The 13,896-nt window shown below is 60.2% G+C and carries 12 protein-coding genes; 8 read left to right on the top strand and 4 right to left on the bottom strand.

The genetic code is table 11. The features are described 5' to 3' along the window. Positions 1–24 precede the first annotated feature (24 nt). From E5678_RS10795 to E5678_RS10785, 3 genes are all read right to left on the bottom strand, one after another. Entirely contained in the window at positions 25–1,713 is a 1,689-nt protein-coding gene (locus E5678_RS10795) for a DUF4384 domain-containing protein (RefSeq protein ID WP_247596983.1), read from the bottom strand. A gap of 37 nt (positions 1,714–1,750) precedes the next feature. Continuing rightward, the gene (locus E5678_RS10790) at positions 1,751–2,191 is read right to left on the bottom strand and encodes a hypothetical protein (RefSeq protein WP_136178528.1); all 441 of its coding nucleotides are present in this window, start codon (positions 2,189–2,191) and stop codon (positions 1,751–1,753) included. Positions 2,192–2,265: 74 nt separating this feature from the next. Beyond that, positions 2,266–2,712, bottom strand: coding sequence for a hypothetical protein (locus E5678_RS10785; protein ID WP_136178527.1), 447 nt, complete (start codon positions 2,710–2,712; stop codon positions 2,266–2,268). 576 nt (positions 2,713–3,288) lie between these two features. Here E5678_RS10785 and E5678_RS10780 point away from each other — a divergent pair. The 8 genes from E5678_RS10780 to E5678_RS10745 all read left to right on the top strand — a co-directional run bounded on the left by E5678_RS10780 (position 3,289) and on the right by E5678_RS10745 (position 12,840). Beyond that, the gene (locus E5678_RS10780; RefSeq protein WP_136180730.1) at positions 3,289–3,990 is read left to right on the top strand and encodes a response regulator transcription factor; all 702 of its coding nucleotides are present in this window, start codon (positions 3,289–3,291) and stop codon (positions 3,988–3,990) included. Positions 3,991–4,170: 180 nt separating this feature from the next. After that, positions 4,171–5,637, top strand: a complete 1,467-nt coding sequence (locus E5678_RS10775; protein ID WP_136178526.1) for an ATP-binding protein — start codon at positions 4,171–4,173, stop codon at positions 5,635–5,637. 63 nt (positions 5,638–5,700) lie between these two features. Then, positions 5,701–8,091, top strand: a complete 2,391-nt coding sequence (locus tag E5678_RS10770; RefSeq protein WP_136178525.1) for a Tex family protein — start codon at positions 5,701–5,703, stop codon at positions 8,089–8,091. 174 nt (positions 8,092–8,265) lie between these two features. Beyond that, positions 8,266–9,090: an HDOD domain-containing protein gene (locus E5678_RS10765; protein WP_136178524.1), complete on the top strand. Its 825-nt coding sequence runs from the start codon at positions 8,266–8,268 to the stop codon at positions 9,088–9,090. A gap of 114 nt (positions 9,091–9,204) precedes the next feature. Next, positions 9,205–10,035, top strand: coding sequence for an HDOD domain-containing protein (locus E5678_RS10760; protein WP_136178523.1), 831 nt, complete (start codon positions 9,205–9,207; stop codon positions 10,033–10,035). Positions 10,036–10,089: 54 nt separating this feature from the next. Continuing rightward, the gene (locus E5678_RS10755; protein WP_136178522.1) at positions 10,090–11,178 is read left to right on the top strand and encodes a patatin-like phospholipase family protein; all 1,089 of its coding nucleotides are present in this window, start codon (positions 10,090–10,092) and stop codon (positions 11,176–11,178) included. A 62-nt stretch (positions 11,179–11,240) separates the two neighbouring features. Continuing rightward, on the top strand, positions 11,241–12,182 hold the full coding sequence (locus tag E5678_RS10750; protein WP_136178521.1) for a rhodanese-related sulfurtransferase: 942 nt from the start codon (positions 11,241–11,243) through the stop codon (positions 12,180–12,182). Positions 12,183–12,306: 124 nt separating this feature from the next. Next, positions 12,307–12,840, top strand: coding sequence for a porin family protein (locus E5678_RS10745; RefSeq protein ID WP_168708541.1), 534 nt, complete (start codon positions 12,307–12,309; stop codon positions 12,838–12,840). 59 nt (positions 12,841–12,899) lie between these two features. Here the strand turns inward: E5678_RS10745 and E5678_RS10740 are convergent, their stop codons facing one another. Next, positions 12,900–13,868, bottom strand: coding sequence for a LysR family transcriptional regulator (locus tag E5678_RS10740; protein ID WP_136178519.1), 969 nt, complete (start codon positions 13,866–13,868; stop codon positions 12,900–12,902). Positions 13,869–13,896: the final 28 nt, after the last annotated feature.

The raw sequence follows: 13,896 nt of genomic DNA, 5'->3' as shown, positions 1-13,896 counted from the left end.
GGCAACGGATGGCGAGCTTGCCGGTCAGCGGCTGTTGCGTGGAAGCGATGTCCACTGCATGCGCTGGGTGGTCAGTTCGGTGCCGACAGCGGCTTGTTCGAAAGCCTTTTGGATGCTGTCCATGCCTTCAAATCCTTCTATCAGCTGCAAGCCATCAATTTGCATGGGTGCTGGCAGCATCGCAAAGACATCGTCGCCGGTGGCGAAGCAAGCGGCCGCTTCATTGCCGGGCAAGCCTGCGTCCAGTATGAAGCCTGGGTTGGGCGCCATCCAGTCAGGAATGCGAACGGTTTGATTGGCTGAAACGAGCGACGCACGGTTGGTGGGGTTCGGCAAGATGCGCTGCACCTTTCCGTTCGAGGCCTGCAGGTAGCAGTAGAGGTGTGCGGCCCGCGACACGGTTGCTGACAGGAATATTTGTGTGCCTTGTTCGAATTTCGACTTGTCGGCCACCAGGTTTTCCATTTGCAGGTTCAAGCCCAGTGGGTTGGGTGGCGATCCGTAGGGTGCACCTGTGGGCGCTGCGGTGACCGTGCCATCGTTGATGTTGGGTTGCGTGGGTGTATCCACGGTGGGCGTCCACCCAACACGAATCAACTCCCCCTTGTCGCCCAAAGCTACATACTGGCGCAGCGCGCGTTCGTAGGTCATGAAATCCACGACCCCGGTGACCACCATCCCTTGGTCGGCCTGGTACCTGGAAATGGCGTCGCGCATCTGGGGGTGGTTGAGAGGCAAGCCCTGGATGTTGGCGGGCAGGTAGCCTGCACTCACCAGGGAGTTTTTCACGAGAGCCCCACGCACGGCTGTGCTGCCTTCCTCGTACCAATCGCGCAATTGACGCTGAAAGTAGGGGTGGGCCTGCTCCAGCGTGAGGCATTGCCAGTAGGGCAGGCGGGTCCATTTGCCGGTCAGCTCGATCATGGCCAGGTCGACCAGTGTGCGAACGGCTGCGCCCGATCCCTGTGTGTAGTCGCGACCGACATTGAATTGCCAACCGTAGTCGCCGATGCGCCCGGCAAGGTCAAGACCCTGCCCTCCTGAACCGACGATGACCTCGTTTGCCGAGTCTAGGCCAGGGATCAGGGTGCGCGAGCGGAAGTCGCCCAGCTGAAGGTCCATGCCAATGATGGTGGCCTTGTTATCTTTGCTGAACCCGGTCTCCAGACGCGAGGCCGAAGTTCCGACATCAAAGCGGTTGTTGATCACGTTTTGATCCACAAACGCCACAGCCCCTGAAACATACAGCGCCGGGCGCTGCAACTTGATCTGGTTGTTGTTGAGCAGAATGGTGGTGAGGTTTTGCACCGTGTCCTGGCGCGCAATGTCCACTTCGAAATCCACATACCGGAACGCGTTGCTCAGCCGTGACATTTGAGACAACGCGGTGATGATCATGTCTTTGGTGGCGACGGGCACACGGCCAGAGTAATCCGGGATTTGTTTGCTGGTGATCAAGGTCGTGGGAACCTCGGCGTCACGGAACATGTGGTCCATGCACATGAGCGAGTCCGAAAAGCTCGACAACGAGCGCACCGGGCGGTTCGCTGGCCGGTCCATGGCATGAGCGTTCGATTGGAATCCCGTGTCTTTTCGGGCATCCAGAGGCGTCGAACACCCACTGATGAACAAGGCGGCAGCCACCAAGGAGACGGACAGGGGTTTATGTGTGTGGTGTGCCATTGGGGTGGCAAAGGGCTGCTGCTTGTTCATGATGACCTCGACCTTCGGTTGTTGTTCGTTCTATCGTCTATCGGCAAACGTTGACGAGGTCTCCTCGCAAGACGACCACTTGGTCCTGTGTTTGTGGTCCGTAGCGCGTGCCCAGGGTGCCGCCAGCGGGTACGGTGTTGGAGCCGACTTCTTGCACGCAGGTTTTTCTCAGGCCTTCGGTCTGAACGGTGGTTACCACGTCGTTGTCGGTGTAAATCGAGCCATCGTCGGCGGTGGCCGAATAGGCTTTCGCCACATAACGCGTCATTCGTGCGCGCATCCAGGCGGGAATGTCGGTGGCGCTGTCCATGTCGCCAGATCGGTTTTGTGGCGCAGTGGGCATCAGCCGGTATTGCACCGGGCCGTTGAGTTGAATGGGGTCTTCGCCAGGGGCAGCGAACGCTGGGAGCCATGTGAGCGCACCCATGAGGGCAACCACCGTGGCGAAGGCGCCTGAAAGAACTTGAGCTGTTTTCATGGCAAACCTTCGACGGTGAAGTGATCGATTGGCAACGCTTCAAGCCCCGAAGGGCCGAGAAGCGCTGCTACCCTTTAGTGATGGCCGGGCTGGCAAGACACGCAACCGTTGTTGCTGGCCACGTTTTGAATAGCCCGGGTGTCTTCGCCTGCCACGTTGACCACGCCCGAGTTGTTCAGCGCGGTGAGCTGCACTGACAGGCCATCGACGCTGACTTTGCCGATGTTCGACGAAATGTTCTGGCTGGCGTAAGCGTCTTCGCCCAAGGCGAGGTTGGCCACAAGCGAACCGCGGGCTGCGGTCAGTTGAATCGAGGTCCCGTCAATTTCAACGTTTCCGGAGTTGCTGGACACGTTTTGTTGTGCATAGGCGTCGTCGCCTGTTGCTGCGTTCAGGAAGACCGAAGATGTTGCTGCTACGACTTGCAGCGAGTTGCCGTCGATGACGATCTCTGGGTCAGAACCGCCAGCGAAGGCGAGAGATGCAAGAGCTGCTGATGCAATGATGACAAGCTTTTTCATGATGTTTCCCCAAAAAGTTGATTCCCATTTCCCGGCGGGTCGGAGGTTTCCGGCGCCACCAGCCTAGTGACTCGGCGGTGGGCTTTGCTGGGCCTGGAGGGGCTGCGCATTGCTTTTCGCTTTGTCTGGGTTCAGTGTCACGGTTTGAGGAGGGGTAACCAATCGCGTGTAAACGTTAGTTAAAAGATGTGACTTCAAATGAGGTAAATCGGGTGACATGTTGGCGGGGGAGCTGAATACGCAGCACATACGTGCTACAAAAAAAGCTAGCACATGGAAAATAAAGTGATCAGATTCATAATGCAACAAAGGTAACAAAGCGTGTTATTCGTGAAATGGTTACGTCACCTGTATCAAATAACCACTTAGAGTGACAAAAAGTCCACTGCAAAGCCGGGTATAGAGGTCATTCAGCCTCTCATGCTTTCAGCTGCAGGCGCAAAGTGGATTGAAGAGGGTTGACATGAACTGGTTGCAGGAGGCCTTATGAACAAAGCATTTGAATCCACGGGGACACATGCCGTTGCAGCGCACGCGCCCTGGAGTGAGCCGCAGCGTGGGGGCCGGCAGTTCGCCATGCACAGCAATCCCCCGTCGGTCTGGCCAGACTTCCTGGTGGGGCAAGAAGAGCAGCCGGTGCGGGTACTGCTGGTGGACGACGACCCCCATGTGAGCCACGTCATTGCCCAGGAATTGCTCGGCGACAAGCGCATTCATCTGGTGGGCCAGGCCGGTTGCCTGCGGGATGGGCGTCGCAAGGTGGGGCACCACGATTTCGACGTGATGCTCGTTGACCTGAACCTGGGCGACGGGTGTGGTTTTGACCTGATCGAGCAGGTGAAGACCTTGGCCCCCATGACCGAGGTGGTCGTGATCTCGGCGATTGAAGACGAGGAACACGCGTTGCGCGCTTTTGAGCTGGGCGCAACGGGATACCTCATCAAAAATTCCTGGTTTGGCAACTTCCCCCAGGCTGTGCTGCAGGTCGTCAATGGCGGCGCCTCAATCACCCCCAACCTGGCGCGCCGCCTCCTCAACCGTCTCGATACCCGTCAGGCCGCTCCGTCCACGCGACCCAACCAGCGAGAACGCCTCTCCGACCGTGAGAAAGAAGTGTTGAAGATGGTGGCCTGCGGCTACACCAGCCCAGAGATCGGAACACGGCTGGTGATCAGCGGACAAACGGTCAACACACACATCCGCAATATTTACCACAAGCTGCAGGTGCGCACGCGTGCTCAGGCGGTCAGTTGTGCGACGGAGCGGGGGTTGCTCTAACCGGGATCGGCACGCTTTGACATGCGTTGGACTTCATCATGGCCACATCGAAAGTGCCCACGGCATATGGAATGAACTGCGGAAAAGCCCCTTCCTGTTTTCGCCGGCTCACAGTGGCAGTGACCCGATCGCGACGGAGAACGCGGTGCTGACACACACGGGCTCACAGGGTGCCGCGCCATGTTGAGCCGACTGCTGGCCCCGGGGCGTTTGATCTGGGCGTTGTTGATCGTTGCGCTGGCCGTGGCTTCCTTGATCGAAATCGCTGCCCCTGCCGAGGTCTGGATGAGCTCGTTGATGGTGCATGCGGGTTGGGTGCTGGGCCTGTTGGCGGCCTTGCTGGCCCTCCTGACCTCGGTCTCCATTGGCCTGCGGGTTGAATCCAATACACCGCCCAAAATTGATCATTGGTTCTTGTTGACTGTTTTGAGCTGGCTCATGGTCATGCTCAGTCATGGTTGGGAAGAGCTCGCCCCCACGGAGCTGGCCGCCGCCTGCCTGATCCACGTGACCTACCAGCTGACCGCCTTCTCAGCGTGCCAGTTTCTTTTGTGGAGCGCACCTTTCGAAACGCACCGTTTAAGGGCGTTGGCTTGGGGGCATTTGGTGGTGGCTTTGCTGGTGTTGCTGGCTGCCTGTGTCACCGGCAGCTGGATCGAGCCAGCATTCCAGGCCTGGCGCATCCTGAATGTGCTGGGCGGCACCCTGCTGTTCCTGATGCTGGGCCGCGAGCTGCTGGTGAATGGCGAGGCCCGGGCCTGGCTGATTCTGGGGGCCAGCCTGATGGGTTTTGGCATCATGCTGACCAACATGTCGGCGGCTGACCGGGGCGTCTCGGAGGCGTCGCCCGTGCACTACATGTTTGCGGCTTATCTGTTAATGCTCTGGCTCCTGGTCTCGCAGCGCATCCCCAGCCGTGGCGGAGCCAACGCTTCCAACGAGAACCCGTTTGAAAGCTCATTCTTTGCGGGAGAAACCCTGCCGCCCCCCATGAAGACGCTGGTGGGTGGCACAGGAGGAGAGGGCGAAACGGGCGGGTCGGTATCTGGGCCGGACGCAAAGACCCAGCTGGCCCGTCGGCGGATTGCCCAGGACCTTCACGACGGGGTGGGTTCACAAATCGTGAGCATCATCTCGTCGCTTGATCCCGCCGATTCCCAGCAACGGGTGGTCGCGTCGGCTCTGGAACAATGCCTGCTGGATGTGAAGATCCTCGTCGATGACATCGAGGAGACGCATGAAAACGTGCTCGACGCCCTGGGGCGTCTGCGCTATCGGGTGCAACATTCGCTTGATCGGCAAGGCATCGAACTGACCTGGGAGGTCGCCTACGATGGACCTCTGTTACAACTGAACGATGACCGCAGCCGCCAAGTGCTGCACGTTGCACAGGAAGCATTGGCCAATGTCATGCGCCATTCGGGAGCAACTCGGGTGACGGTGCGTTGTCATGCGCCACCACCGGGAGAAGCCTTGTTGCTGGAGGTTCACGACGATGGCGCAGGCTTTGATGTCCCCGAGCCGGGGCAATCTGGCGGAAAAGGCCTGACAAGCATGCGCCGGCGTGCGGTCGCCGTTGGCGGCCAACTCGTGATCCTGAGCGAACCTGGCTGCGGAACCTTGGTGCGGATGACATTGCCTTTGTAGGGGCTGTGGCAAACTCTTGCGGTTGTTGTGTTGATGGCACCAAACGGTGCCCTTTTTTTTGTCATGCAGAAAATCATCGCGCAGATTGCGCAAGAAATCCGGGTCGGTGCCCACCAGGTATTGGCCGCTGTCGAGTTGCTTGACGGGGGCGCGACCGTGCCCTTCGTGGCCCGCTACCGCAAAGAAGCCACCGACGGGCTGGACGATATCCAGCTGCGAGAGCTCGAATACCGGCTGACCTACCTTCGCGAGCTGGAGGACCGGCGCACTGCTGTGCTGAAGAGCATCGACGAGCAGGGCAAGCTCACCGACGCCTTGCGCCTGGCCATTTCGACTGCGCCCACCAAGCAGGAGCTGGAAGACCTTTATTTGCCGTACAAGCTCAAGCGGCGAACCAAGGGCCAGATCGCGCGCGAGTTCGGGATTGAGCCGCTGGCCGACAAGCTCTGGGCTGATCCAACGCTGGACCCGGCCGCAGAAGCCGGGGCATTCACCCGCCCGCCCGAAGTCCTGGATGACGGCAAGCCAGGGGCCGATTTTTCGACGGTGCCGGCTGTGCTGGACGGTGTGCGCGACATCCTGAGCGAGCGCTGGGCCGAAGACGCAGGCTTGTTGCAAAACCTGCGCGAATGGCTGTGGACCGAAGGCCTCTTCAAGAGCACGTTGGTCAAGGGAAAAGATCAAAACAACCCCGATGTGGCGAAATTTCGTGACTATTTTGAATACGACGAGCCCATCAGCCGTGTGCCTTCGCACCGGGCACTCGCCGTGTTCCGGGGGCGCACGCTGGAAATCCTGGATGCCAAGCTGGTGCTGCCAGAGCCTGATGCGGTGCTGACCGCCAGTGGCAAACCCGCGCCTGTGGTGTCGCTGGCCGAAGGCCGCATTGCCATTCACCTGGGTTGGAGCCACAAGGGCAGGGCGGCAGACGATCTGTTGCGCAAGTGCGTGTCCTGGACCTGGCGCGTGAAGCTGAGCCTCTCCGGTGAGCGTGATTTGTTTGCGCGGTTGCGCGAAAGCGCCGAAAACGTGGCCATCAAGGTGTTCGCCGACAATTTGCGCGATTTGTTGCTGGCCGCGCCTGCTGGCCCCAAAGTGGTCATGGGGCTGGACCCCGGCATCCGGACCGGGGTGAAGGTTGCGGTGGTGGATGCCACCGGCAAGCTGGTGGACACGTCAACGGTTTACCCACACGAGCCGCGCCGCGACTGGGACGGCTCATTGCACACCCTGGGCTTGCTGGCACGCAAACATGGGGTGAACCTGATTGCCATCGGCAATGGAACGGCGAGCCGCGAGACCGACAAGCTGGCGGGTGATCTGATCAAGATGCTGGACAAGGCCGGGCAGACCGATGTGCTGAAAGTTGTGGTCAGCGAGGCGGGTGCTTCGGTCTATTCGGCCAGCGAGTTTGCCTCGCAAGAAATGCCCGACGTGGACGTGAGCCTGCGCGGCGCCGCCAGCATCGCGCGCCGCCTGCAAGACCCTCTGGCCGAGCTGGTCAAGATCGACCCCAAGAGCATCGGGGTGGGTCAGTACCAGCACGATGTGAATCAGAGTGAACTGGCCCGCACGCTGGAAGCCGTGGTGGAAGACTGCGTGAACGGCGTTGGCGTGGACCTCAACACCGCCAGCGTGCCGTTGCTCGCCCGGGTGTCGGGTTTGTCCGCCAGTGTGGCGAAGGCTGTGGTGCGCTGGCGCGAGGCGCATGGTGCGTTCAAGAGCCGCCAGCAACTCATGGAGGTTTCTGGCCTGGGCGCCAAGACCTTCGAACAAAGCGCTGGCTTCTTGCGCATCCGCGATGGCGACAACGCGCTCGACATGACCGGTGTTCACCCTGAAACCTATTCGGTGGTGGAGCAAATCATGGCCAGCACGGGCCAGCCTGTTGCGGCGCTCATGGGCCGCGCTGACATGCTGAAAACGCTGAGGCCCGAGCTGTTTGCCAACGACAAGTTTGGCGTGATCACGGTCAAGGACATCCTGACCGAGCTCGAGAAGCCCGGCCGCGACCCGCGACCTGATTTTCAGGTGGCGCGCTTCAACGACGGCGTGGACGACATCAGCGATTTGCGCGAAGGGATGATCCTGGAGGGCACGGTGAGCAACGTGGCTCAATTCGGCGCCTTTATTGACCTGGGCGTGCACCAGGACGGACTGGTGCATGTGAGCCAGCTTGCGCACAAGTTTGTCACCGATGCTCGGGAAATCGTCAAGACGGGCGATATCGTCAAGGTCAAGGTGATGGAGGTTGATGTGGCGCGCAAGCGCATTGGCCTGTCCATGAAGCTGGATGCGACTGCGCCGAAGCGCGATGCTGGGCAACCAAGGGACAACCGCTTTGAGCCCACAAGGCAAGGGCACGGAGGTCAACGGGGTGGCGGAGCGCCACAAGCCCAACCGGCTTCCGCCATGGCCTCTGCCTTCGCCAAGCTGCAAAAAGACAAACACTGAGCGCAGCGGCCGGGGTCTGCTCCTTTTTGGGGAGCGCTGGGTCGCACGGGTGGGCACTGGGCCAAGGTTGCTGCGGTCATCCCCAAGCGTGTTTTGAGGCTCAAGTTGGCGGGGGTCTGGACGATAGAGAGAGTATCTCGACACACTTTCTTCTTCATCTACACCTTGGTAGCCATGGAACTCGAAGCCCTGCTCAACTACCCCCGCGCTCTCCCAGCGATGCCGCGAGCGGTGACCGATCTGCTGAGCGAGATGAACCGGGAGGAGCCCAGTCCCAAGCGGATCGGGGAGCTCATCGGTCGCGATCCCGCGCTCACCACACGCGTCTTGCGTTTGTCCAATTCGGCCTTCTTTCGAGTGAGCCGAAAAATTGGCAATGCCGATGAAGCGGTGGCCTTGCTGGGCCTGACCCATGTGCGGTCGCTGGTGATGGCCGCGGCGCTGGGCGCCAGCTTCAAGAGCGTTCCCGGTATCGATCTCAAGCAATTCTGGCGCTACAGCTTGCGCTCTGCCGAGATCGCCCGTTCGTTGGCGGGTGTCTTGCAGCAGAACCAGGGCAACGCCTTCACGGCAGGGCTGATCCACGCCATCGGCATTCTGGTCATGCACATCGCCATGCCCGACGAGATGGTTCCGATCGATATGGGGACACCCCCCCTGGATTTGAAGCGCGCCGACGTTGAACAGTCGATCTTTGGCTACAGCTACGCCGAAGTGGGCGCGGGCATGGCTGAGAAATGGCAATTCCCGGCCGAAATGGTCGCTGCGCTGCGCAACCAGAACGCGCCATTCGAAGGGGAGGCCTACGACCCGCTGGCGGGCGTGATCAACCTGGCCTCCTGGCGTGCCCGGGCAGAAGAACTGCAGCTGGACTCGCAGGGCCTGGTGGCGACCTTCCCCGATATGGTGGGCCTGACCCTCGGCCTTGATCTGGACAGCGTGCTGGACAAAGACCCTGCAGAGTGGTCGTTCAGCCAGGCGCTGGGCGCCTTCGTTTGACGTTGCACCCACTCAAAAAAATATCTCAAAAACCATTCCAGTACCACCCTTTCTGGTCGATACAGAACACAAGAACGGTACTCCGATCAACCTCACCACCACCGGCAGGCGCATATGAACCTCGACAAACTCCTCAAGCAGCCCAACACGTTGCCCTCAGCGCCCAAGGTGATTCGGAAACTGATGGACACCTTCAATCAGGAAGACGTGGACATCATGTATGTCGCGTCGCTGATCGAAGACGATCCGGTGCTCACTGCCAAGTTGCTGAAGATGGCGAATTCGGCTTTTTTTGGATTGCACCGCTCGGTGTCCAATGCCCGTGACGCCATCAATGTGATGGGCCTGATCAAGGTGCGTGCGCTGGTCATCGGTGCCTCGCTGGGTGAAGGCTTTCACCGCGTGGGCAGTGTGAACCTGAACCAGTTCTGGCGCTACAGCATGAATGCCGCCAACCTCTCTCGCTACATCGCGCTGCCGATCAAGATTGACGAAAACACGGCATTCACCGCCGGCTTGGTGCATGGCATTGGTGAGCTGATGATGCATGTGGCCATGCCTGAGGCCATGCTGGATCTGGACCGCAGCATTCCCATGCTGGACCTCAAGCGGGCGCGGGCTGAGCAAGGCTTGTTCGGTTACAGCTACGCCGATGTTGGGGCTGCTTTGGCCCGCGAATGGAAGTTTCCCAAGAAAATGGTGGACGCCATCCTGCACCAGACAGCGCCTTTTGACAACGATGTGTACGAGCCGATCGCCGGCGTGATCCACGTAGCGTCCTGGCGCGCCCGCGCGCAAGAGCTGTCGTTGGGCAGCGAAGGACTGATCAACACCTACCCCGATCCGGTGGGCGTGGCGCTGGGCATCGATCCCGACATTCTCATCGGCGAAGAAATTCCGGCTCTTACGAGCGCAAGCGCCGAGGCCGAAACCGAGCCAGCCTGATCGATTGGAGCAGGGGCGCATCGGTCTTCACGGCCCTGCGCGACAATCGGAGCCATGCAAGCGCTTCGTTTATATGCGGGTCCAGCGGCCCTGAACCACATCAAGCAACAAGGTCTGCTCCCACAACATGTGGGGGCTATTCCTGCTGCTGCCGGGGGACCCAAAGGCCTGATTCTGGGCCCGATCGATCGCTTTGTTTTCGGTGAGTGGCTGCGTGGGTCTGAGCAGCAGGTTCACCTGATTGGTGCGTCGATCGGCGCCTGGCGCATGGCCACGGCTTGTCTGGATGACAACGTGCCGGCGCTTGAGCAGCTGGAGCGGAACTACATTGCCCAGCATTTCGAGTTGCCGCCAGGCCAAAAACGACCGACCGCAACACAGGTCAGTGGGCAGTTCCGCCACAACCTGCAGGTTTTTTATGGCGGACGGGTGGATCAGGTGCTGAACCACCCTCGCTACCGGCTGCACATCGTGACCTCACGTGGCCGCGGTGTGCTGGCTCGCGATGGGCGCATGCGAACCCCTCTGGGCTATGTGGGCGCCTTCGCCGCCAACGCCGTGCACCGCCGGGCGCTGGGTGGCTGGCTGGACCGCGTGGTCTTTTCCAGCGACCCGCCGGTAGGGCCATCGGTGTTGCCGTTTGACACGGACGATTTCAGGTCGCACCAGGTGCGCTTGTCTTCGCGCAATTTCATGGATGCCCTGCAGGCCAGTTGTTCCATTCCATTTGTGCTGCGCCCAGTCCACGACATCGAAGGCGCGCCCAAAGGCGCCTATTGGGATGGGGGCATCACGGACTACCACCTGCACCTGAGGTACCGCCTGCCGGCAACGTCGCCGCTGGTGCTGTACCCCCATTTTCAGCGCTCGGTTGTACCGGGTTGGCTGGACAAGGCCTGGAAACGGCGCCATGCCGCCACCTCTGCGCTGGACCATATGTTGGTTCTGGCCCCCGACCTGGAGTGGATACGGCGTTTGCCGGAAGGGCGTTTGCCCGATCGATCCGATTTCACCCGCTACGGGCAAGACCTGGCTGGCCGCATGCGGGTCTGGACCCGCTCAACCTCCGCCGCGCGACAGCTCGCGGACGAATTCGCTGAATGGCTGCACAAGCCCGATCTGGACCGCCTCGAACCCCTGTAGCCGTCCGTGTAAAAGCCTCCCGGGCGATGGTGAATCCCTGCGGGCAGTAGGATAATCGGGGCATGGAACCCGATCGCCGCTACCTCACTGCCGCCCTGTACAAATTTGTAGACCTGCCCGACTTTGTCGCCATGCACGATCCCTTGCTCGCCTGTTGTGAGGCGAATCAGGTCAAAGGCACGTTGCTGCTGGCCAGCGAGGGCATCAACGGCACGATCGCAGGGCCGGAGGCCGGTGTGCGCGCTGTGCTGGCCTTTTTGCGGGCAGATGCGCGGCTGGGCAACTTGGCCCACAAAGAGTCCTGGTCGCACAAGCCTCCGTTTCTTCGCATGAAGGTCAGGCTGAAAAAGGAAATCGTGACGCTGCGGGTTCCCGAGCTGGATCCCAACAAGACCGTAGGGCAGTATGTCAAAGCGCAAGACTGGAACGCTTTGTTGGCCGATCCCGATGTGGTGGTGATCGACACCCGAAACGATTACGAAGTGGCGATTGGAACTTTCAAGGGCGCCATCAATCCAGAGATCAAGACGTTCACCGAGCTGCCCGTGTGGCTGGATGCCCAACCGGGTCTGGTTGCCGAGGGTGGAAAAAAGGTCAAGGTGGCGATGTTCTGCACGGGCGGCATTCGCTGTGAAAAATCGACCGCCCTGATGAAAATGCGTGGGTTTGACGAGGTTTACCACCTGGAAGGTGGCATCTTGAAGTATCTTGAAGAAGTGCCGCCCGAAGAGAGTGTCTGGGAGGGTGAATGTTTCGTGTTTGATGAGCGGGTGAGCGTTGGCCACGGTTTGAAGCCAGGTCCGTTCGAGTTGTGCCGGTCCTGCCGCTGGCCGCTGAGCAAGGCTGACAAGGCGTCGCCGGCTTACGTCAAGGGTGTGAGCTGCGCGCATTGTGTGGACCAGCGCACACCCGAGGAAAAGGCTGGCTTGGCCGAACGCCAGCGCCAGGTGGAGCTGGCCGAAGCCCGCGGCGAAGTGCATGTGGGCGCGCGATTGCCCGGTTAGTGCCCAACGGGGGGTGTTTAAAAAGCCGCGAGGTGCAGATGTTTTCAACCCGTTTCCTGAGAGATGGGTCTGGACGGGTACAGGATTTTGGTTGTATGGTTGGTTCTCACCTGAAGGGGGATATATGAAGCAGTTTTTTAAGTGCGCATCGATGGCCGTGGTGGCTTTGGTCGCGTCTGCGGCTCAGGCGCAGACGGTGTATGGCGAGGTGAGTTATATGGCCACCGATTTCAGTGACTCGGTGAGCCGCGTCGGTTTGTCCGCCAAGCCCAATGCCGTGCGTGGTCTGGTGGGCTACGAAATCAGTCCGATGTTGGCGTTTGAAGGCATGTTGGCCTTCGGTGCTGGCAGCGAAACGCTGCGGGTAGCGGGAGCCAGCTCTGGCCTGGGACTCAAAATCGACAACATGATCGGTGCTTTCGTGAAGCCCAAGATGCCGGTGGGCGATGTGTTTGAGCTGTTTGGCCGGGCCGGTTATGTGAGTACCAAGCTGACCCTGGATGGCGAATCCGATCGCGAAGGGTCCCTGGCGTATGGTGTGGGTGGCAGTTTCAAGATGACACCCGCCTTGTCGCTCAATGTGGATTACATGATTTACCACAAGAAGGACGATGCCAAGATCGATGGCTACAGCGTGGGCTTGAACTACCGTTTCTGATGCGCCAGCCCTTCGCGGGCCGGATGTGATCATGAGGCCGCCCTTGGGGCGGCCTTTTTTTATGAGCTGGGTGGTGAGGACAGTGCGCCAGCTCGCCCGTCCAGCGCCTGGTAACGGCCAAAGTGCTTGGCCAGATGTTGTTCACCTTGCTCCAGCATGAAGTAGCGAAAAGCCTCTGCGGCTGGCGACAACAGTTTGGACAGGGTGTGCACCACATTCCAGGCGCGAATGATGGGCGTGCCTTCTACATCGAGCTTGGCGATCAGGCCGTGTTCCAGCTCCAGGCCAATCGTGTGCAACGACAGGAAACTGATGCCCATGCCCGCCATCACGGCTTGCTTGATGGTTTCGTTGCTGCCCATCTCCATGACCACACGGGGCTCCAGGCGCGACCGTTCCAGCAGTTTTTCCATCGCCGCCCGGGTGCCTGAACCGCGCTCGCGCAAGATAAATCCATAGGGTTTGAGGGCTTCGATGGTCGGATGGCCGACTTTCAGGAGTGGGTGGTCGATCGGTGCCACAAACACGTGCGGGTGGGCCGCGAAAGGCTCGGCCCGGGTGGCGAGCTCGGTGGGGGGGCGTCCCATCACGGCGATATCGACCTCGTTGCCGTGCAGCATCTTGACCAGCTGTTCGCGGTTGCCAACCGCCAGGCGGATTTCAATGCCTTCGTGCTCCCGCTGGAAATCGGCGAGCAAGCGGGGCAGGAAGTACTTGGCTGTGCTGACCATGCCGATGGTCAAGGTGCCCACTTCCAGCCGCTGCAGGCGTGCGGCCGCATCTTCAGCATCCTTCAGCGTGGCAATGACTTTGCGCGCGTAGACCAGCATGTATTCGCCCGCCGTGGTGAGCGCAACCCGCCGCCCGCTGCGTTCAAACAGGGGCAATCCCACATGGCCTTCCAGTTCCTTGACCTGCATGGTCACAGCCGGTGGCGAGAGGTGCAAGACTTCGGCCGCACGGGCAAAACTGAGGTGTTTGGCGACCTCGGTGAAAACCCTGAGCTGTCGGAAGGTGGCGTTCTTCATTAAGTAAAACCTTAATTAGAAGTGAGTA

The sequence above is a fragment of the Hydrogenophaga sp. PAMC20947 genome, from assembly GCF_004795855.1.
GTDB lineage: Bacteria > Pseudomonadota > Gammaproteobacteria > Burkholderiales > Burkholderiaceae_C > Hydrogenophaga.
The sequence above is the reverse complement of the archived record's forward strand: the minus strand, read 5'-3'. Positions and strand labels throughout refer to the sequence as shown.